A 21,125-nucleotide genomic window follows, 5' to 3' on the forward strand; every position below is an offset into this window, starting at 1 on the left:
GGGAACTGGCGGCCCTCTCTCATGCCCTGTGGAGAACCGGCCGAGGAGGCGCGGGTCGGCCCCCTCAGACCACCTCGGCCAGCAGCGGCGAGGCCGGCCCCTGCACGCCGTCGATGCCGTCCCAGGCGGCGCGCAGGGCGGTGAGCGCCCGGTCGGTCTCGTCGTCGCCGTACGAGAACGGCACGCGGAGGAACCGCTCGAACGCCCCGTCGACGCCGAACACGGGGCCGGCGGCGAGCAGCAGCCCCTCGCGCCGGGCGGCGAGGGTCAGCTGCGAGCTGACGGGGGCGCCGAGCCCCACCCAGGTGCTGAGCCCGCCCGCGGGCGACGGGACGTCCCACGAGGGGAACGCGGTGCGGAGGCCGGTCACGACGCGGTCGCGACCCCGTCTCAGGTGGGCGGCCCGCGCCTCCAGCACGCCGTCGAGGTCGGCGAGCAGCTCCGCGACGAGCAGCTGCTCGAGCACGGGCGTGCCGAGGTCGCCTGCCGAGCGGGCGCGGACGAGGCGGTCGACGAGGGGGCGGTCGGCGCGGATCCAGCCGATCCGCAGCCCGCCCCAGAGCGACTTCCCCACCGACCCGATCGAGACGGCGGGCCCGTAGGCCGCCATCGGCGACGGCCGACCGGGCGACGCAGCCCCCGAGGCATCGGATCCGACGGCCGCGCCGGCACCCGCGCCCCCGTCGATCGCCAGCTCCGCCATCGTCTCGTCGACGATCACGACGGTCCCCTCCGCCGCGGCCGCGTCCAGCACCCGCGCGCGCTGATCGGCCGGCATGGTCGCGCCCGTCGGGTTGTGGAAGTCGGGCATGAGGTACGCGACCGGCGGGCTCGTGCGCCGCAGCGTCTGCATCAGCGCCGCCTCGTCCCACCCGTCGCCGACGGTCACGCTGACCGGGACCAGCCGAGCGCCGGCGACCCGGAGCGCCTCGAACGCGTGCGGGTACCCGGGCGCCTCGACGACGGCGCGGTCGCCGCGGCCGACCAGCACCCGGGCGAGCAGGGCGATGGCGTGCTGCGCGCCGAGGGTGACGACGATCTGGTCGGCGCTCGTCTCGAGCCCGCGGCGCCGGTACCGTTCGGCGATCGCCTCGCGCAGCACGGGTCGGCCGATCTTGTCGTAGCCCGAGTCGCCGAGGTAGGCGCCCAGTCGACCGGCCGCGCGCTGGGCCGCCTCGGCGATGCCGTCGGCGGCGGGCAGGGCGGCCTTCGTCAGATCGAGCAGCCCCTCGGTCGAGGCCGGCCGAGGCAGAGCGACGCGGGTCGGCAGCCGCACGACGCTGCCGCTCCCCCGCACGCTGTCGATGTGTCCGCCGTCGCGCAGCGTCGCGTAGGCGGCCGTGACGGTCGTGCGACTGACCCCGAGGTGGGTGCTGAGATCGCGTTCCGACGGCAGGCGGGTGCCGACCGGCAGTCGCCCGTCGAGCACGAGCAGGCGGATCCGGTCGGCGAGCGCCAGATAACCGGGAGCCGAGGAGGCGCGCCACGAGTCCAGCAGCACCCCCAGCGCTCGCGACGAGACAGCAGTGGCACCGGGGTCGACGTTCGTCACGGTGCCACCCTAGGTCGATTGGCCTCTTGCCACCAGGCCACCTCGACGATTGGATCGGAGTCATGCCCCTGATCCACCGCCTCCTCCGTCTCGCCGTCGGCCTGTTCGCCTACGGCTTCGCCATCGCCCTGATGGTGCGGGCCGGCATCGGGGTCGCACCGTGGGACGTCCTGACGCAGGGGCTCGCGAAGCACACGGGGCTCAGCTTCGGGCTCGTGACGTTCCTGACGAGCCTCGTCGTGCTGCTGCTCTGGATCCCGTTGAAGCAGCGACCGCGCTTCGGCACGGTCGCCAACACCCTGTCGATCGGGCCGGTCGCCGACTTCGGGCTGCACGTGCTGCCGCAGCAGAGCGTGTGGTGGGCGCAGGGGCTGACCTTCGCGGGCGGGCTGCTGCTGCTCGCCGTCGCGAGCGGGCTCTACATCGGCGCCGACTTCGGGCCCGGGCCGCGCGACGGCCTGATGCTCGGCATCCACCGGCGGTTCGGCTGGCGGGTGGGCGTGGCCCGCACCGCCATCGAGGTGACCGTGCTGGCGGGCGGCTGGCTGCTCGGCGGGCAGGTCGGCATCGGCACGGCCGCCGAGGCTCTGCTGATCGGCCCCCTGGTCGCCATCACCCTGCCGCTCTTCGCGCGTCGCCGGGCGGTGGCGGCGACCACGGGATCGACGCCTGCAGCCGTCGCGACCTGACCCGCGCCTCCTCGGCTCCCGCCCCGCCCCTGTCCACCTGCAGCACACAGAACGAGACGGTTCGGTGAACAGGCGCGTGACCGGGGAATAACCGGGGCGCCGCAGTAGTTGACAGGCCCTCGGCACGGAGTAGAGTCGCCGCTCGTGACCAACGACACCCGGTCGCCGAAGCGGTGGCTGATCGGCGAACCGCTGCCCTCCGAGAAGCTCGACGGGCAGCTCCTCCCCAAGCACCTCGCGCTCCCCATCTTCGCGAGCGACCCGCTCAGCTCCGTGGCCTACGCGCCGCAGGAGCTGCTGATGATCCTGCTGATCGGCGGGCTCGGGTTCCTGACGCTCGCGCCGTGGGTCGCGGTCGCGGTGGTCGTGCTGCTGCTCGTCGTGGTCGCGTCGTACCGTCAGCTGATCAAGGCCTACCCCTCAGGAGGCGGTGATTACGAGGTCGCGCACCGCAACCTCGGCGAGAAGGCCGGCCTGGTCGTCGCGTCCGCGCTGCTGGTCGACTACGTCATGACGGTGGCCGTCTCGGTGGCCTCGGGCGTCGACAACATCATCTCGGCGGTGCCCGAGCTGGCGCCGATCCGGGTCGAGCTGGCGATCTTCTTCGTCATCGCGCTGGCGGCGGTCAACCTGCGCGGCGTCCGCGAGTCGAGCAAGGCGTTCGCGATCCCCACCTACCTCTTCGTGTCGAGCGTCTTCGTGATGATCGTCATCGCGCTGGTGCGCACGGCCCTCGGCGACCCGCCCGTGGCCGAGAGCGCCGACTACACGGTGCAGACCGATCAGCTGACGCAGGCGGCGTTCATCCTGCTGCTGCTGCGCGCGTTCTCGAGCGGCTGCTCGGCGCTGACCGGCGTCGAGGCGATCGCGAACGGCGTGCCCGCCTTCCGTCGCCCGAAGGTGCAGAACGCTCAGAAGACGCTCGTGCTGATGGGCGGCATCGCGATCGTGCTGTTCGCCGGCCTCGTCGCCGTGGCGCTGATCGCGAAGGTGCACTACGCCGAAGACGCCTGCGATCTGCAGGGCTTCGTCGACTGCGAGGGCACGCCGCAGCGCAGCCTGATCGCGCAGATCGCGGCGTCGGTCTTCGGCGGCGCGCTCTTCGGAATCCCGTTCTATCTCATCCAGGCCTGCACGGCGGCGGTGCTGCTGCTGGCGGCGAACACGGCGTTCAACGGGTTCCCGCTGCTGGGGTCGATCCTCGCCCGCGACCAGTACGCGCCCAAGGCGCTGAACACCCGCGGCGACCGCCTGATCTACTCGAACGGCGTGATCGTGCTGGCCCTGGTCGCCTGCGCCATCCTGCTCGTCTACCAGGCGAGCGTCACCGGGCTGATCCAGCTGTACATCATCGGGGTCTTCGTGTCGTTCACGCTCGGGCAGACCGGCATGGTCGTGCACTGGACGCGGATGCTGCGCGAGGGCTGCGCCGATCGCGGCGCGGTCTACCGCGCCCGCGGCATCAACGCGTTCGGCGCGCTGCTGACGGCCTCGGTGCTCATCGTCGTGACCGTGACGAAGTTCACGCACGGCGCCTGGCTGGTGTTCGTCATCATGCCGATCCTGTTCACGCTGATGCTCGGGGTGAACCGCTACTACCGCGACGTGCTGGTCGAGATCGAGCCCGACGCGACCACGCAGTTCGGCTCGCACGGCGATCACGCGATCGTGCTGGTCGGCACGATGCAGAAGCCGGTGCTGAAGGCCCTCGACTACGCGATCGCGGCGCGGCACGAGTCGCTCGAGGCGATCCACGTCGGCATCGACGACGAGGCGACGGCGCTGCTGCAGCGGCAGTGGGCCGAGCAGAACATCGAGGTGCCGCTGCGGATCGTGCCGTCGCCGTACCGCGACATCAGCATGCCGTTGATCAAGTACATCAAGGCGCATCGCGACGAGCACGGCAGCGAGGTCGTGACGGTCTACACGCCGATCTACATCGTCGGCCACTGGTGGGAGTCGCTGCTGCACAACCACAAGAGCCGGCGCATCCGTCAGCGGCTGATGCTCGTGCACGGCGTGACGATCTCGCTCGTGCCGTGGCTGCTCGACTCGTCGGAGGTGCTCTACGGACGCCGCTCGCGGCCGATCCCCGGGCAGGACCGCCGCGGCGAGCCGATCCGTCCCACGCCGGTGCAGCGCCGTCCGCTCGAGCCTGCCGGTCGCCGGTCGGAGGCCGCCGGTGGTTCGCTCGGCGCCGACGCGGGCCCGTCGGGGCGTGCCGGAGCCGCGATCGAAGGAGGCGCGGTGCAGCGCGGACTCGACGCGCAGCCCTCGAAGACGGCCCCGTCGCAGACCCCGGGCGCTCCCGGTTCGGCGAAGAGCAGGCGCGGCGGAGGCTCCGCGGCCCGGAAGGCCCGATCGGCCGCCCGCAACTCGACCGGAGCCGCGCCGCGCAAGCGGAAGTAGCCCATCGAGACGACCCGAACGGGGCAGCCCAACCCGCCGAGGGCCCGTTTCGAGTCATCTCGATGCTTGCGACCCGGGTCGCTGCGCGGGGCGCTCGACCCCCGAACAGGGGGCGGCCCGCCTTCTGGCCCCGCACCTCCTCCGGTTAGGCTCATCGGACGCCAACACCGGGCGACCTACCGATCGCCGCCCCTGGGAGCCCCACACATGACCGACATCTTCGACTTCGGCCCTGACGAGCAGAACAAGCGCGGCCACGAGCCCGAGACCCGTCGTGGGCGCAAGAAGCGCATGTCCCGTCCGGTCAAGACGCTGATCGTCGTGGCATCGGTCCTGGTCGGCATTTTCGTGATCGTCGGCGTGGCCGGGGGTCTCTACGCGATGAACCTCGCGCGCACCTTCGACGACCGCACGACGACGCTGCCCGAAGCGTTCCCCGAGGAGTCGACTCGCCCCACGGCCTCGGCCACCGGCGCCATGAACATCCTCCTGATGGGCTCGGACTCCCGAGGCGACGAGACCAACCTCGAAGACGCGTCGTCCTCCGACCAGCGCACGGACACGATGATGCTGATGCACATCGACGCCGACCGGAAGAACGTCTACGTCATGTCGATCATGCGCGACCTGTGGGTCCCGATCCCGGGCAATGGCGAGAACAAGATCAACGCGGCCTTCGCCTTCGGCGGGTCCCCGCTGACCGTGCAGACGATCGAGCAGCTCACCGGTGCGCGTATCGATCATGTGGCGATCATCGACTTCGAGGGCTTCTCAGGCATGACCACGGCCATCGGCGGCGTCGACGTCGTGAGCGACAAGGCTTTCACTGCACGCGGCACGCAGATCCAGGTCGGCACGAATCACCTCGAGGGTGAGGACGCCCTGAACTTCGTGCGCGAGCGGTACTCGTTCACTGACGGCGACTACACCCGCGTCGAGAACCAGCAGCGCTTCCTCCAGGCGGTCGCCGACAAGCTGATCTCGCGCGACACCTTGACCAACCCCGGGGCGATCACGAACTTCGTCGGCTCGGTCTCCGACTACCTCACGGTCGACGACACTCTCGATTCAGGGGCGATCGCGTCGCTCGGCGTCAGCCTGCGAGACGTGAAGAACGACAACATCAAGTTCTTCACGATCCCGACGTCGGGCACGGGGATGATCGGCGGCCAGTCGGTCGTCCTGCAGGCCGAGGGGCAGATGCCGGGCCTCCGCGACGCGCTGGCCAACGACACCCTCGACGCGTACCTGCCGACCCTGCAGGGCTGATCACGAGGCCGAGGAGGCGCGCCGTTCCCATCAGGGATGTCCGCCTTTGAGAGGACCTCGACCCGTACCCCACTTCGTGAGGTTGCAAACAATCGCTGAGTGATCATTACTATTGGAATCTCAGGGCGCTGACGCCGCGGCCACGATCCGGTGGTTCGCAATGCGTCGTGCGCGCTGATCCGTGCTCATACCCGTGTGTGCTGACTCGAAGACTGCCCGAGGGGGACAGGACTGTTGACGACTGCTGCCTCTGAATCGACATTGCGACATGGGCTCGTAGGTGACGCCCCGGCGCCCTGGGCACGCAACTACGCTCGGCGTCTGACACTGACCGACACGATCGTCGTCCTCTTCGCCGTCGCGGCGGGCGAGTTGACCTGGTACGCGATGAACATCGGCTCGCTGGCGGACCGACTGGCCTGGGGCGACATCGCCACGAGGCACACCGTGGTGAGCGTCCTCCTGCTCGCCGCCTGGCTGCTCGTCCTCACCGCCTACGGCACCCGCGACTCGCGCATCATCGGGCAGGGCACTCTCGAGTACAAGCGCGTCCTCGAGTCGTCGCTGATGCTCTTCGGGGTGTTCGCGATCTTCGCCGTCGTGTTCCGGCTCGATCTGGGCCGCAGCTTCGTGCTGACGTCGTTCCCGGTCGCCGCGGTCGGCCTCGTGCTCACGCGGTGGGGATGGCGGCAGTGGCTCGTCGCGCAGCGTCGCGTCGGACAGTACTCGGCCAAGGCCCTCCTCGTCGGCTCACGCCACTCCGTCGAGCATCTGGCCGACAATCTCTCGGGCCAGCCGTCCGCCGGCTACCGTCCGGTTCTGGCCTGCGTGCCGCACGGCACGTCAGGCAGCACGATCGGCACGGCGGGCGTCCCCATCGCGGGCGGCCTCAACGATGTGACGGCCGTCCTCGCCCGGCAGCCCGTCGACTGCGTCATCGTCACGAGCAGCGACGAGCTCTCGCCTCTCGCGGTGAGGCAACTCGGATGGTCGCTGGAGGAGTCGGGTACGCAGCTGATCGTGGCCCCCGCACTGACCGATATCGCGGGGCCGCGGATGCACACCCGCCCCGTGGCCGGCCTGCCGTTGATCCACGTGGAGTCACCGGTGTTCGCCGGTCGCAAGGCGTGGACGAAGACGGCCATGGACCGGGTGGCGGCCGGGCTGGCCGTCGTGCTGTTGTCACCTGTCCTGCTGGCGATCACGATCGCCGTGGCGTCGACCTCGAGCGGGCCGATCATCTTCCGCCAGCAGCGGGTGGGTCTCGGCGGCGAGACCTTCACGATGTTCAAGTTCCGATCCATGCGGGTGGACGCCGAGGCGCAGTTGGCGAAGCTCCAGGCGGAACAGCGCGATGCCGGCAACCAGGTCCTGTTCAAGATGAAGAACGATCCGCGGGTCACCCGGGTCGGTGCGTTCCTCCGCCGGTACAGCCTCGACGAGCTGCCGCAGCTGTTCAACGTGCTGAACGGCACGATGTCCCTGGTCGGCCCGCGCCCGCCTCTCGACGCCGAGACAAAAGCTTACGAAAAGCACAACTTTCGCCGCTTCCTGGTCCGTCCCGGCATCACCGGGCTGTGGCAGGTCAGCGGCCGGAGCGACCTCTCCTGGGAGGACTCGGTCCGTCTGGACCTCTACTACGTCGAGAACTGGTCCGTCCTCAACGATCTGATCCTGCTCGGACGCACGGCACGCGCCGTCTTCCGTGGAAGCGGTGCCTACTAACCTCCACGACTAGAGCGTCAGCTGGAGCCGAGCCTTCTCGCTCTTCCTGCGGTCGCGGGCCTTGACCAAGCGGGTCGTCTCCTGGGAGAAGCTCTCATCGGAGTATCCGCTCGACGCCGAGGGAAGGGCGACGACGACGATAAGCAGCATGATCATGCTGAACCACCGCAGGTAGTCGAACGAGAACATGGCGACGACCATGACGATGATGAGAGCACGTGTCAGGGGATCGCTTCTCTTGACGGCGACTCCGATGATGAGCAGCAGCAGTACGAGGCCGATGACTCCACCGGTCGCCAGCGTCGTGACGAGCTGATTGTCGACGATGTTGAAGCCGTTCTGCTGCAAGAACCCACGCCCAAAGAGCGAGGCCTCCGATCCGACGCCCGATCCGAACAGGACTTCACGGAGGTCGCGCGCGAGCAGGGCCGGAACGGAGGCCAGGGCTCCGACTCGGTTGTAGAACGACCCTGTCCCGGTGAACTCCCGGTAGGCGTCAGCGATGGAGCTTCCGAGGAGGACGACGACGATGACCGCGGCGACGCCGACGGCGAAGACCGAGAGGATGCGCTTCTCAGAGCGTGTGGTGACGAGCTTGACCGCTAGGACGATCGCGACGGCCACCAGAGCGCTCCGGGTCCCCGAGAGGACGAGACCTACCGTCAGGATCGACAGCAAGCCCAGTCGGAACCGGAGACGCCACTCATCGTGCAGATGTAGGACGATGACGAACGCGACGGCCAACAGCATCGCGTAGGGGATCGGGTGCCCGGCCGTGCCCTGCACGCGCAGCACCTGCTCTCCTAGGAGCGTGTTCGGGTAGAGCGCCGGCAGACCGCTGGGCAGGGCCCCGTAACCCCAGAGGACAGGCTTGCCGAGGACAGCGACCTCGACGACACCGAGGGCGACCTGGAAGACCGCGAAACCGACGAGGAACTTGACGAGGGCCAGCACGTCTCGACGAGTGAACTGCGAGACGACGACGGCGGCGATAACCGCGAGGGCCGCGAAACGCAGAACCGCATTCAGGGCGGACGGGAAGACGATCAGGGTCGACACGATCGAGACTACGTAGAAGATGAAGACGAGCAGGACCACCGGGTGGGTCAAGCTCCTGGGCCACGGCCTAGATAGCGCGGCGAGGGCCAGCAGTACGAGACCGCCGATGAGCGTGATGTCACGGACGGCCTCCGGCACGGAAGGGGAGGAGGCGAGGAAGAACAGGGCCGTCACAAGCCCGACACCGACACCCGCGATGCGATCCTGGGGGACGACGGCCAAGAGGAACAACCACCCGAGGACGAGCGCTGCGATAACGATGGCGATCAACATGGAGAAGTACTCATTTCGTTGTCAGCTTCCGCCAGCGTCGCACGAGGAACGCTCCCTGCACCATCAATCCCGTGGTCTCGGCGACGATCAACGCGATGAAAGCGCCGACCGTGCCCCAGAGGCTCCCGAGAGTGAAGATACCGACCAGGCCGACGCTCGCCGCCGCGATGACCGCGTATGTGATGGAGTTCGGCGAACCCGCCGACACGAGTGACAGCCCTATCCCCCGTGAAGCGCAGATGAGGAACACCAGGACGGCGCCGAGTAGAGCGAGGGCCGAATCGACCGTGATCGTGTTGGAGAACAGCACCGGGACGACGATCGGCATCGCGACGAAGAAGACGGAGCCGGCGAACAGACCGAGACCGAGATTGAGCAGGATGGACTTTCGGCTCCGAGAGAGGGCCAGGGCCTCGTCGGGATGGCCGAGCCAGCTCTGCAGCCGGGTGGGGAGAGCGGAGAGCACGTTCAGCCCCATGCGCATCGGGCGGTCCACTGCAGCGAACGTCGCGACCGATGCCGGGCTCACGACCCCGAGGAAGGCCGCAGGCAGGGCCGTGTACACGGTGCTGACGCCTCGCCCCAGGATGACGACCGACTGATGCCGCATGATGCCGACGGCGTCTTTCGTGCTCACTAGGCGTTGGACCATCGGCAGATGCCCGAGCCGGTTCCCGAGCACATAGCTGACGAGTGCGGCGATGAGGAGGCTCGCTCCATAGAACCAGAGACTGCCGCCTCCCGCGATGACCAGAGCGGCCGCGATCGACAGCACCACGCGGGGCACGGTGTCTGCCATCAGCACGAAGCTGGGCCTCCCCGTGCCGATGAAGTACCAGCTCGGACTGATCGCTGCCGACACGAGAGCGAAGGCGAGCAGGGCAGCTGGGCCTTTGTCCTCTCCCACCACCAGGTACGCGGCGAGCGCCGACAAGGGAGCCAGAACCGCGACGGCGATCCCCTTGGAGGCTTGTGACTCGGCGTAGATTCGCGACCGGTTGTCAGGCTCGCGACCCACCCGCTGCGGTCCGACGACTCCCCAGCCGAGTTCAGCGAGGACGGCACCGGCGTTTCCGATGGCGAGGGCCACTGCGACGCTCGCCCAGCCAGTCGCCCCGTGGGTGGAGGTGATCGCCGGGATGACGATCAGTGGAGCTGCTGCGCTGAGCGAAGGTATGGCGATGTAGAGGGCGAGCTTCCAGACGTGTCTCATCGACCCCCCCTCCACCACGACGGGGGTTGCGGATCAACCAAGGTCATCTGCGACCCTCGTCATCACCGTGTCGAGACGATCACCGAGTGAGGCCAGCAACCGCCCATCGAAGGACCGTTCCGCGGTCCGGGCCGATCGGACGGCCACGACGATGGCCTCGGCCAACGCCCCGGGGTCGGGCACGACGGCCAGGAGGCGCGGGCTCAGATCGGCGCGCGACCCGTCCACCTCATTGGTCACAGCCCATCCTCCCCCGACGACCGCGTCGAGTGGCGGGTGGGACGGATGCGGACTCATCTGGAGTGACAGCAGCACGTCCGTCTTCGCGAGCTCGTCGAAGTAGCCCTGCCAGCTGAGCTTCCCCAGGCCCGCGATGCTCTGGCCGGCCGTCAATCGAACGGTGGGATGCACGTCGCCCATCGAGCGGAACTCGACGTGGATGCCCTCGGCCTCCAGCCGGGCGGCGGCGACCTTGAGCGCGGCTACTCCTATCGAGAAGGCGTTGCGGGGCTTCGACGGTCGAGCATAGAAGTTCACGACGAGCGGTCCGGTCGGATGCGCAGAGGCGCCGACCGCCGCGAGACGGGCCTCGTCTAGCTCGGGGCGGAAGATGCGCTCAAGGCCGACGTCGATTCCCTCGCGCGCTCGGAGCGCGGCGGCGAGCGGGGCCGAGTTGACGACGATCTGGAAGCCCGCATGATAGGTGGCCTGGGCCAGGGCGGAGTCGCTCGAGCTCGCATAGAAGCTCGGCTCATGATCCTGGACGAGGTAGACGACCGAACGGGGTGCGATCACGCCGATCTTGCAAGCCACGTCCAGCGCATGTGCGGTCCCCCAGTGAGTGGCGATCCAGATCTCAGAGGCGGGGGCGACGAGCTCTTCCCGCGCCCACACGGACGTGAACACGACGCGCGGTCCGCTGTAACCCAGTTCCGCACGGAGGAGCCGGTCGACGACGTCCTCCTCCGTCCCGCGCATGGGGACGCCGAATGTGACGATCCGCAGCGGACGCCCGAGTCGTGCCGCAAGCGCGCATGCCGCCGCTAGAGCGGTGCGGATTCCTGCGAAGACCGCACCCGGAGCGAGACTCGGAACGAGGATCGACACCCGGCCAGGAGCGTCGTCGTCGATCCTCAGGGCAGCAAGGGAAGTGCTCGTCGGAGCCAGTCCCCGGTATATGCCCCAACCGTCACCGAGCCGGTCCGCGACGAATCTCGCGTGCCTCCGTTGAGCGAGCAGGAGCTGCCCGAACTCCGACTTCCTGGCCACCTGACGCGTGACGCGCTCAAGCACGGCTACCCCCACTCGTGTCCAGCGCCTCGCCGACGACTCGTGAGAACTCGCCCTCGACGTAGGCCGAGAGACGGTGGGTCGTCGTTCCGTCACCGGCGCTCGGTGTCGCGGACACGAGAGCGTCTGCCAGCGAGCGAGCGCTTCCCGGGTCCGTCTCGAGCAGATGACGGCCAACGAGGTTCCGCAGCTCGGCCAGCGCTTCGGACCGCTGAGTGATGACGAGACGCTCGCAGGCCAGGCCCTGCCACACCTTGTTGGCGATAACGGACTGCGCTTTGGCGGACCCACCGAAGATCCCCAGCACCACGTCGCTCTCCGAGATCCTTTCGAACAGCTCACGCTCGGGAACTGAGTCTCGGAAGGCGACCACGTTCCCCAGCCCCGACTCGGCGACCCGCTTCTCCACTGCGGCGCGCCGGTCTCCCTCACCGATGAAGGTAACCGCCATCTCGCGTTCCTCATATGCTAGAGCCAGAGACTCGACCACGAGATCGAGCCCGTGCAGGGGGATGTAGTTGCCGTAATAGAGCACCCGCAGCGGGCCGGAGGCTCGTGGCGCGATTGCCGGGCGAGCCCAGGCGGGGGCGCCGACGGGCAGTGAATCTACCAAGCCGGACGTCCTCTTCCTCGCTCGGATCAGGTCGGCCCTCAGCCGAGTGTCGGTCAGATAGACGTCTGCCAGCTGGATGGCCAACCAGTCCTGGAAGGCGAGTCGTCGTGCCCGGAACGAGTGCGCGGCAGCAAGCTTCCAGTCTCCGATGGCGGTCTCGTGGAGACCGACGAATCCATCGACGACGAGACGAGCTCGGACGAGTCGTGAGGCGAGCCAGGCGAACGGCACATGGGTGAGAGACATCTCGGCCACGATGATGACGTCTGCGCCTCTCGCGTTCCGGAAGAGTCGACCGAGATCATGGGACATGCGTCGGAGTTTGCCCGACCGGGAGCTCTTGGGCACGATGCGGATGTCGACGGGACGCGAACCGAGATGCTCCCGAATGAGGCGGTTCCGTGGGTAGTCCGAGTCGTGGATCCGGTAGTAGAGGATTCTCCGATCCGGTCGTGCCGATCGAGTCTCTCCGCGACCCATTCGCCCCCACGGCAGGGAACGCCGAAGTCGCTCGGTGGTGTCCGCCCATGAGTGTCGCACGCCCATCGATCCTGAGGACTTCGGACGACCCGGATCACCGTCCAGCTCGTCCAGGGCAGCCGCGAGTTCCACCGCATCGGAGGGATCGACGAATTGAGCGGAGTCACCCAACGTCTCGTGCAAGACGGGGATATCGCTCACGATGACAGGCGAGCCGAAGGCCGTGGCCTCGATGGGGGGCAGGCCGAATCCTTCGTCGCGCGAGAGGTACACGGTGACGCGCGCATTCTCATAGAGCCACTTCAGACCCTCATCGTCGACACGGCCCAGGAACCTCAGGTGGCCGGCGTCGCGGAGTGCGCGGAAGTCGTCAGACAGATCTGATCCCGCGCCGGAGTGCTCGGCGCTGCCGACGACGACCAGGGGGGCATCAGCGTCGACGGAGTTGGAGAGTGCCACTCCACGGATCACCGTCTCGAGGTTCTTCCGCGCGTTGAGACGTCCCACGCAGAGGACGAACCCGCCGGGGCGGAGGTCCTCGTCCGGACGCCGACTCTCGGCGGCCGCCAGGTTACGCGGGACGGCCAGACCGATCGTCCCCACGGGCGCGAGACCGGGATGCAGACGCTCTATCCGTCGGCTCTCGACCGCGGTCGAAGTCACGACGACATCGGCGAAGCCGAGCGTGAGCGGCATGAGGGCAAAATAGGCACGTTCAGAGGCGCTGAACCACTCGGGGTGATCCTCGAAGAGCAGGTCGTGCACGAAGACGACCGATGGCCCCACGAGGGGCGCGAAGTTGTGGGCGATGGTCACGTCAGACCCGACCCGTCGCGCGAGCGACGGAAGTTCGATCGCGTTCGAGACGGCATGAGGCCAGAGACGAGTCTCCACGGTACGGACGTTGGGCGGCAAGGCGCCCCCTGCCGTGAGGTCGTGCGAACGACGCACGGCGATCACGATGTCATCGTCAGGATGCGCCTCGACCCACGAGAGGATCAGATCACGCTGGACCGACCTGTTCGCCGTCGGCCCATCCACCCACCAGTATCCGTCGAACAGGATGGTCAGGGACCGCCGAGAGAACTCATCGTTCGAGGCCATCTAGAGCTTCCTCCGAGTCGAAGCCGATTGGACGGCGAGAAGGGCGCTCTCGTAAGCGCGGCAGACGCCCTCCCACGTGTATTCCGCTCGTCCACGTTTCAGCGCTCGGGCAGCTAAGGCATCCTGGCGTCGCGAGTCAGTCATGACCTGGTCGATACCTCGAGCGATGCTGTCGGCGTCGGGAGACACGAACTCCCCTGCATCACCGAGGACCTCCCGGTTGTAGACGGTGTCGCGCGCGACTATCGGCGCCCCCAGCGCCATCGCCTGGACGAGCGCGGGGTTGGTGCCACCCACGCTGTGTCCGTGGAAGTACGCGCCAGCGTGCTGCCACAGTGAATGCAGTCGTGCGTCATCGCTGACATGACCCAGCCAGCGCACCCGTTCCTCACTCTCTGCCAGCCCCTGAACGCGCTCCTCCACCTCTCCTCCGTAGCCGCTCGAGCCGACGATCACGACGTCATGGGTCTTGGACAGCGACACTGCGGCGTCGACGAACTCGAGGATGGTGTTCTCCGGCACGAAGCGGGCGACGACGAGCACGTAACCGCGATGAGTGAGACCGGGTTCGACGGGCAGGTTGCCAGCCGCGTCCCCGCCATAGGGGATGAAGAAGCCATCCCGGCCGAAGTCGTCTAGCCAGCGCGATCCGATTGCCTGCGCGTCGAAGACCAGACCCGTGGCCCATCGGGCTGTAGCGCGAGCACCCCACCGGAACATGGTCTTCGCCAGACGGCCCCATTTGGCCCGCTCCCATTCGATGCCGTCGACGTTCACGAGAGTGGGGATGCCCCGGAGCTTCAGCAGGGGCAACCAAAAGCCGTTAGCGACGTTCATCACCAGCGCCACGTCGGGCTTGGTCCGGACAGCATGAAGAACAGACGAGAGCCCATACGAGAGTGTGCTGAGCGACTGCGACTCCACTCCCCAGGTGGTGACGCTCAGGATGCGTCGATCGCGTAGGGCGTCGTCATCGCGCGTCGTACCCGGCCGCCCGTAGACGGTGACACCCCACCCCTCATCGACCAGATGGGGAGCGATGCGACGAACGGCGGTCTCGAAACCTCCGTAGTAGCTCGGGTAGCCCCTCGTGCCGATAACGGCTACGGTCATCGCTCCCAGAGAGGGGGTTGCGTCGGTCATGCTGCCTCCAGCGTCGTCGTGAGGATCCGACCGCAGACCGGCTGCCTGCTCGTCGTCAGCGCAGTGATAGTCATCAAGATCCCCCAGGCGACGAATTGATCGCATCGTCAAAAACGGCACACGCCGTGTGGCGCGCAACATCGAGTGTCATGCGTCATAACAACGCTCGATCACGAATTCTATCGAGAAGCGCGGCGATGGTCGGGCCTCGAGGGCTGCTGGTCCTTCTCGCGCACCCCGGGTGGAGGGAGACGGACCTAGGATCCCCGCATGGGACTTTTGAGAATCGCTCGTGACATCGGCTTGAATTCGATTGCAGGGGCCCGCATCATCCCCATCTCTCACCGCTGGCGGATCCTCCGGATGCTGGGGCTGACAATCGAACCCTCGTTCGTGCGCGCAGGAACCTTCTTCGGCGGAACACGCATCTCGATCGGACGTGACACGTTCATCAACGAGGGTTGCTATTTCGATAACAGCGCACCGGTTAGCATCGGCACGAAGGTCGACATCGGTCCGCGAGTGATGGTGATCACCGGCTCGCACGACCTCGGGTCGTCCGAACGCCGTGCTGGCCCGCTGACGAACGCCCCGGTCACCATCGAGGATGGCGCATGGATCGGCGCGGATACCACCATCCTGCCCGGCGTGACCATCGGCACGGGCGCGGTCGTCGGTGCCGGCAGCCTGGTCCTCACTGATGTCCGTGCGAACACGACCGCCTACGGTCGACCCGCACGCGAGCACAAGACGCTGTCGTAGTCGACGTCCACTAGCCCATCACGATGTAATTGATACCCATCGTGGCATTGGACGGCGGAGCCGAGGCGAAGTAGACCTCGATCCACGTTGACGATGCATCGTCGCGGACGATCAGATAGGGCCTGGCCGCCGCACTGCGCTCGTCTGTCGGGGCGACGATGGCGACGGGGAGACCCGTCGTATAGCGCCTCGACAGCCAGATCTTTAATTGCATTCCGGCGGCCGGTGAGCCCGAGGTCACGAAGATGATCTTCCCGCGGGAGTCATTGGCGCCGTTGACGGCGATACGGTCCGTCACGTTCGAGCCGGCAGGACGAACGACGACGGCAGACGGCTGAGCCGCGATGATGTGGTCCATAGCCCGGAGCTTGCCGTGGATGGTCTGCAACGAGGGCGAAACGAGGACTCCCCGCCGGTCCGAGATGGGGGGCACTCCGAGTCGGGTCGGAATCTCCGTCGTGGAGTCGACGAGGGCGCTATCGCGGAAGCCCTGCTGGAAGACCACGGGGCTGTCGTTCGGACCGTATTGGAGCAGTCGAACACCCAGCATCTTGAAATAGTTGCCGCGAACGAGCTCGACAAGGGTCTTGGACACGCCATCCGGCGGGTACTGACCACGGAGAGTCCCACCGATGATCGTCACGCCCTCGCTCCGGTTCGGACGGGTGGTCGGCTCCTCCTGCCGGATGAGCGGCGATGGCCCCCCATAGACGAACGGGTTGACGAACGTGAGCGACGTGACGACGCCGATCGCCACGACCGGCACGTTCGGCAGGAACTCGTTCTCACTCGCGGCCGAGGCCGACTCGATGTGCAGGTCGGTGAAGCGGAGGTACTCAGGCGCTTGGTCACGGGCAGCTACGTTCCTCGAGGCGTCCACGCCGATCTCGAGGGCCGTATGGCGGTTCTGCTCGATCGTGAGGCCCATGATGTCCAGGGTGTTTGTCCGCGCGTACGGTGCTGCCTCCCCCTCGAGGTCCGCCGAGTTGATCACGACGGACGATGACTGCCCGGCCACTCCACATCGATCGATCATCACGTGGTGGAAGAGCGCATTGTTGGCACGATCGATCTGCAGCCCCACGCCCAGGGCGTTGATCACCCGCACTCGGAACATGCGCAGCTCGAACCCGTACTTGACGAGGATCCCGCCGCCCGTGCGACCCGACCCGTTGAACGAGATTCCCTCAACCGTGACGCCGGCAGCGTTCACGGTCATCATCGGAGCTGTCGACGACCCCGCCCGCCAGATCTGGGCTCCGCCGTACACCTTCGCGGCATTAGCCGCGGTGCTGGCGGGTGGGCCGACCGTCGCCGTACCGTGGTTGGAAGTGTCCGAGCCGAGGCTCACAAGACGGATGGGCCTGTTGACGACGAATGGCTCCATGACGAACGATCCCGCCGGGAACCCTATTGTCGACAACGAGCCTGCTGCTCCAGCCACGGCTAGAGCACGCGTCATCGCCCGCGTGTAGTTGGGCACAGCACTCGTCGTTCCGGGGAATGCGACGGTCCCGTCCGAGGCCATGTAGAGGTCTCGAACGTTGATCACCGTCTCGCTTTGGGCGTACGTTCCGAACTGCTTGGTCTTCTCGGCCTCCGTCGTGACCAGAGCCCTCGTCCTGGCGCCTTCGGGCAGGTCTGCCACTGACACTGTCGTCGCGGTCTCCGCCGCCTGTGCCTCCTGTGGCCTACTCGTCGTGACCGCGGCCACGGCACCGACAGCCGCAGTGCCCAGCAGTGCCCGACGAGCGAGAAGGCCCGATTCAGTCTCGGATGCGTCGCGGTCTCGCTTCTTCACTGTGAACCCCTTAGTCGCCGGTCGGTCGCTCATCTGATGGTCGACCGGTGTCGAGTCCTAATGATGCGTGAGAAATGCACGGATCACCACAGCGACGCTGCGGAACGCTGTCTCGTTATCAAGCTTGTAACGTGCGTGACAGTCACGCTCCTGCCGTTGCCCAGTCTCCCCATGTGCAACTATTGAGGTCGACCCACGTCTCGTAGTCGCGTACCGACATCGGTTGTCAGGCGCCACAGACGACATGGGGCGAACGGGGGCCCGGTCGGGTGTTCCTGCTGACCGAGAGAACAGGACTGCCACGTGGAGCTGCGTGACTACATCAGGATCCTCCGTAAGGGCTGGCTCCTCATCTTGACGTTGGTGCTCCTCGGGGTCGCCACGGGTGCCCTGGTGTCGATCATCGCCACTCCCAAGTACGTGTCGTCCACCCAGCTCTTCGTGAGCGTCCAGACCTCCGACGCCTCGAGTGCCAGCGACCTCGTGCAGGGCAGCAGCGCAGCCCAGCAGAAGGTCCGTTCCTATGTCGATGTCGTCACCAGCACGAGCGTTCTGCAGCCCGTCATCGACGACCTCGGTCTCGACCTGACGGCCCCCGAGCTCGCGGCCGTCGTGACGGCTGAATCTCCCGTAAACACGGTTCTGATTAACATCACCGTTGAAGACACCTCAGCCGTACGAGCCGCCGATATCGCCAACGCCGTGGGGACGAGCTTCGCCACCGTCGTCCAAGACGACCTCGAATCTCCCAACGGGGCAGGTCCTAGCCTGGTCAAGATCGCGACTATCGAGCCTGCGGTCGCCGCAACCGAGCCTTCCAGCCCTCGGACGACCCTGAACCTCGCGCTCGGCTTGCTGATCGGCTTCGCGCTCGGCATCGGTCTCGCAGTCCTGCGCGCCACGCTCGACACGCGGATCCACGGCAGCCACGACATCGAGAACGTCACCGAAGCCCCGATCCTGGGTGGCATCAGCTTCGACCCCGACGCCAAGAAACGCCCGCTCATCGTGAGTGTCGACCCTCGCAATCCCCGAGCCGAGTCGTTCCGTTCCCTCCGAACCAATCTGCAGTTCGTCAACCTCGAGTCCACCAACAGGTGCTTCGTCATGACGTCCTCGCTTCCTGGCGAGGGCAAGACGACGACCACCTCGAACCTGGCTGTCGCTCTCGCAGAGAGCGGCGCCACCGTTGCCGTGATCGACGGTGACCTGCGGCTACCGCGTCTTGCCGACACGATGGGCCTCGAGGGGGCCGTCGGTCTCACCGACGTGCTGATCGGACGTGCCGACCTCAAGGACGTCCTTCAGCCCTGGGGCCGTGGCACCCTCTTCGTCCTTCCTGCCGGCCGCATCCCTCCGAACCCCAGCGAGCTGCTCGGCTCGAAGGCGATGGTCTCGCTGCTCAGCACGCTGAGCCAGTCCTTCGACTATGTGCTGATCGACGCTCCCCCCCTGCTACCGGTCACCGATGCGGCGATCCTTTCGAAGCTCACCGGCGGAGCCATCGTCGTCGCCGCCGCTGGCCGGACGACGCGTCAGGAGTTGGAGTCGGCTCTTCGCACCCTCGAGCACATCGGCGGCAAGGTAATGGGCATCGTCATGACGATGCTTCCCACGAAGGGACCTGACGCCTACGGCTACGGAAACTACGGCTCGTACTACGGCATGGACCAGGACAACGTGAACATCGACACTCAGGTGCCTAAGGACTCGTCCACGCCCAACGTGCGGAGCCGCTAGAACATGTCACTCTCTCTCGAAGGCCTCTTCGATCGACCCGGCGGGGACTTCGGCATCTTGACGGTCTGCACCGGAAACATCTGCCGCTCTCCTTTCGCCGAGCAGTATCTGCGCGCACAGCTCGCCGAAGTGCCCCGTCTCACGGTGGACAGTGCCGGCACCCACGCGCGAGATGGAGACAGAATGCCCGCGCAAGCCGTCACGATGGCTCGCACGTGGGGTGCCGACCCAGACAAGCACTCTGCGAAATTCCTAGTCGAGACGCATGTCGCTCAAGCCGACCTCGTCTTCGGGCTGGCCAGGGAACACCGTCGATCCGTAGTGACCCTTCATCCGAGAGCGTCCCGCTACACATTCACGTTGCGCGAATTCGCCCGTCTCGCGGCCGGCATCACCGATGCGGATCTAGGTGATATCGCCCGTCTGCCCCTCGATGAGGTTCCCAGCCGACTTCGCGAGCTGGTGGCCCTCGTCGCGTCGAGACGGGGCGCCGTCACGATACCCTCCGACCTCGAAGAGGAGGACGTCGTCGACCCTTACCGACAGTCCGATGAGGTGTTCGACGAGTCCGCCCGCCAGCTGGTCCCGGCCTCGGACATCATCGTCGCGATCTTGAGACGCGCCGCCTTCATCACGCCGTCCGAGGCTCTCTGATGGCCGCCGATAAACGACGCCGCCGCGGAACCGCTGGGCGCCGCAAGATCTGGATCGCCGCTGTAGCCGTCTTCGTCGTCGTCGATGTCGCGCTCGTCGGGCTCGCCCTCTCGGAGCAGGGCAGCGATGGCGGCACGGCCTCAGTCGCGCCGGTCGCGACGACCTCGTCGTCACCGACCGCCACCCCGACACCCCTCCCCGATCTCGAGCCACTGACAAGTCCCGCAGGCTACCTCTCCGCGATCGACGCCTCGACGGCGTACCGGATCAATGCGGGCGACTGCGCGGCAGGTGAAGCGCCGAACCTGGAGAAATCCATCGATTCCGGGGTGTCGTGGGTGAGCAACCCCGTCACCACTACGCTGCGGTCCGTGACCCAGTTCGCGGCCACATCAGACACGTACGCGTACATGGTTGGGCTCAACGACGCGTGCGAGGCGAATTTCACCGCGACCTACACCTCGGGCACAGGTTTCGGCAGCTACCCCGACGAACTGCTCGGCGTCTGGTACCTCAACACGGCAGATGGAACCCTGCACAGCCCGGCAGGCGTACAGACGGCACCATGCTCGGACGTCGTCGACGTTGTGGGCCTGGACAGGCTCTCCGCGGCTGTCATCTGTTCGGATCGGACGTTCTTCCACACCAGCGACGGGGGGGGCACCTGGGGCACGCCATCACCCCTCGCTGGTGCCATGGCCACGTCCACCGGAGTGGGTGGCTACGTCGTGGCCCAGATCGGTCGCGACGGCTGCGCAGGCGTCCAGGTGTCGACTTTGAGCGCAGCCGACCTCACCCCGGCGGTACTGGGCTGCTACGAGTCGACGCCGGACTCACTTGAAGGTGCTGACATCCGGGTCTCGGGAACTCAGGACAGTATCTGGCTCCAGGTCGCCGACACCGTCGTCGTCTCGACCGACGGTGGCGCCACGTGGGCGTGAGCGTTCAGCCACATCGCTCCCTTCTGGTCGTCACCGAGTCCGCCTCCAGCTGGGGGGCAGAGGCCACTCTGATTCAACTGCTTCGCGACCTCCCCGAGCAGTGGCAGGCGACGGTCCTCGTATCGACCTCGTCGCCACTCCTCGACATCGACGCGCCCGACCGAGTGTCGATCGAGGCGTACGAATTCGCAGACCATCCGGCGCTTCGTTCGGGGAGCTTCCGCACCTCGACTCCGCGACAGAGACTCGAGGAGGGTTGGTCGATCCTGCGAGGAGCTTGGCGCGCTCGCCGTGTCGCGGGTCGCCACGATGCGGTTCTCGGCTTCAGTCTGTGGCAGTGCCCGGAGTTCATCCTCGGGGCCAGGGCCGCGCGCCGTCCCTTTCTCCTAGATCTGCACGACGACTTCA

At 67.1% G+C, this 21,125-nt stretch carries 15 protein-coding genes; 8 read left to right on the forward strand and 7 right to left on the reverse strand.

The features are described from left to right. Positions 1-64: 64 nt before the first annotated feature. Positions 65-1,552 (reverse strand): PLP-dependent aminotransferase family protein, encoded by a 1,488-nt coding sequence (locus SOM13_RS09825; RefSeq protein WP_320479583.1) that lies wholly within the window; start codon positions 1,550-1,552, stop codon positions 65-67. 62 nt (positions 1,553-1,614) lie between these two features. On the opposite strand from SOM13_RS09825, the gene SOM13_RS09830 reads away from it, so the two are divergent. The 4 genes from SOM13_RS09830 (at position 1,615) to SOM13_RS09845 (ending at position 7,644) form a co-directional block, all read left to right on the forward strand. Continuing rightward, the gene (locus SOM13_RS09830) at positions 1,615-2,241 is read left to right on the forward strand and encodes a hypothetical protein (RefSeq protein ID WP_320479584.1); all 627 of its coding nucleotides are present in this window, start codon (positions 1,615-1,617) and stop codon (positions 2,239-2,241) included. A gap of 144 nt (positions 2,242-2,385) precedes the next feature. Further along, on the forward strand, positions 2,386-4,650 hold the full coding sequence (locus SOM13_RS09835; protein WP_320479585.1) for an amino acid permease: 2,265 nt from the start codon (positions 2,386-2,388) through the stop codon (positions 4,648-4,650). Between the two features lie 207 nt (positions 4,651-4,857). After that, positions 4,858-5,919 carry an LCP family protein gene (locus tag SOM13_RS09840; RefSeq protein WP_320479586.1) on the forward strand — a complete coding sequence of 354 codons (1,062 nt, stop codon included), beginning with the start codon at positions 4,858-4,860 and terminating at the stop codon, positions 5,917-5,919. 234 nt (positions 5,920-6,153) lie between these two features. Beyond that, positions 6,154-7,644 (forward strand): sugar transferase, encoded by a 1,491-nt coding sequence (locus SOM13_RS09845; protein ID WP_320479587.1) that lies wholly within the window; start codon positions 6,154-6,156, stop codon positions 7,642-7,644. A gap of 9 nt (positions 7,645-7,653) precedes the next feature. On the opposite strand, the gene SOM13_RS09850 is transcribed toward SOM13_RS09845, so the two are convergent. From SOM13_RS09850 to SOM13_RS09870, 5 genes are all read right to left on the reverse strand, one after another. Beyond that, positions 7,654-8,976 (reverse strand): O-antigen ligase family protein, encoded by a 1,323-nt coding sequence (locus tag SOM13_RS09850; RefSeq protein ID WP_320479588.1) that lies wholly within the window; start codon positions 8,974-8,976, stop codon positions 7,654-7,656. A gap of 10 nt (positions 8,977-8,986) precedes the next feature. Continuing rightward, entirely contained in the window at positions 8,987-10,189 is a 1,203-nt protein-coding gene (locus SOM13_RS09855) for a lipopolysaccharide biosynthesis protein (protein ID WP_320479589.1), read from the reverse strand. 33 nt (positions 10,190-10,222) lie between these two features. Beyond that, positions 10,223-11,575: a hypothetical protein gene (locus SOM13_RS15355; protein ID WP_341850027.1), complete on the reverse strand. Its 1,353-nt coding sequence runs from the start codon at positions 11,573-11,575 to the stop codon at positions 10,223-10,225. Beyond that, positions 11,475-13,388 (reverse strand): glycosyltransferase, encoded by a 1,914-nt coding sequence (locus SOM13_RS09865; RefSeq protein WP_320479591.1) that lies wholly within the window; start codon positions 13,386-13,388, stop codon positions 11,475-11,477. The genes SOM13_RS15355 and SOM13_RS09865 overlap by 101 nt, the downstream gene beginning before the upstream one ends. A gap of 288 nt (positions 13,389-13,676) precedes the next feature. Then, the gene (locus SOM13_RS09870; protein WP_320479592.1) at positions 13,677-14,819 is read right to left on the reverse strand and encodes a glycosyltransferase; all 1,143 of its coding nucleotides are present in this window, start codon (positions 14,817-14,819) and stop codon (positions 13,677-13,679) included. A 270-nt stretch (positions 14,820-15,089) separates the two neighbouring features. On the opposite strand from SOM13_RS09870, the gene SOM13_RS09875 reads away from it, so the two are divergent. Continuing rightward, positions 15,090-15,581 carry a DapH/DapD/GlmU-related protein gene (locus SOM13_RS09875; RefSeq protein WP_320479593.1) on the forward strand — a complete coding sequence of 164 codons (492 nt, stop codon included), beginning with the start codon at positions 15,090-15,092 and terminating at the stop codon, positions 15,579-15,581. A gap of 10 nt (positions 15,582-15,591) precedes the next feature. Here SOM13_RS09875 and SOM13_RS09880 read toward each other — a convergent pair whose 3' ends face one another. Next, on the reverse strand, positions 15,592-17,382 hold the full coding sequence (locus SOM13_RS09880; RefSeq protein ID WP_320479594.1) for a hypothetical protein: 1,791 nt from the start codon (positions 17,380-17,382) through the stop codon (positions 15,592-15,594). A 303-nt stretch (positions 17,383-17,685) separates the two neighbouring features. Here SOM13_RS09880 and SOM13_RS09885 point away from each other — a divergent pair, with 303 nt between their 5' ends. The 3 genes from SOM13_RS09885 to SOM13_RS09895 are packed head-to-tail and all read left to right on the forward strand — an operon-like array spanning position 17,686 to position 20,717. Beyond that, entirely contained in the window at positions 17,686-19,122 is a 1,437-nt protein-coding gene (locus SOM13_RS09885) for a polysaccharide biosynthesis tyrosine autokinase (protein WP_320479595.1), read from the forward strand. Between the two features lie 3 nt (positions 19,123-19,125). After that, positions 19,126-19,776, forward strand: coding sequence for a low molecular weight phosphatase family protein (locus SOM13_RS09890; protein ID WP_320479596.1), 651 nt, complete (start codon positions 19,126-19,128; stop codon positions 19,774-19,776). Then, complete coding sequence (locus SOM13_RS09895) at positions 19,776-20,717, forward strand: hypothetical protein (RefSeq protein ID WP_320479597.1); 942 nt, start codon at positions 19,776-19,778, stop codon at positions 20,715-20,717. The genes SOM13_RS09890 and SOM13_RS09895 overlap by 1 nt, the downstream gene beginning before the upstream one ends. Positions 20,718-21,125 lie beyond the last annotated feature (408 nt).

Source organism: Frigoribacterium sp. CFBP9030 (assembly GCF_034045195.1).
Classification (GTDB): domain Bacteria; phylum Actinomycetota; class Actinomycetes; order Actinomycetales; family Microbacteriaceae; genus Frigoribacterium.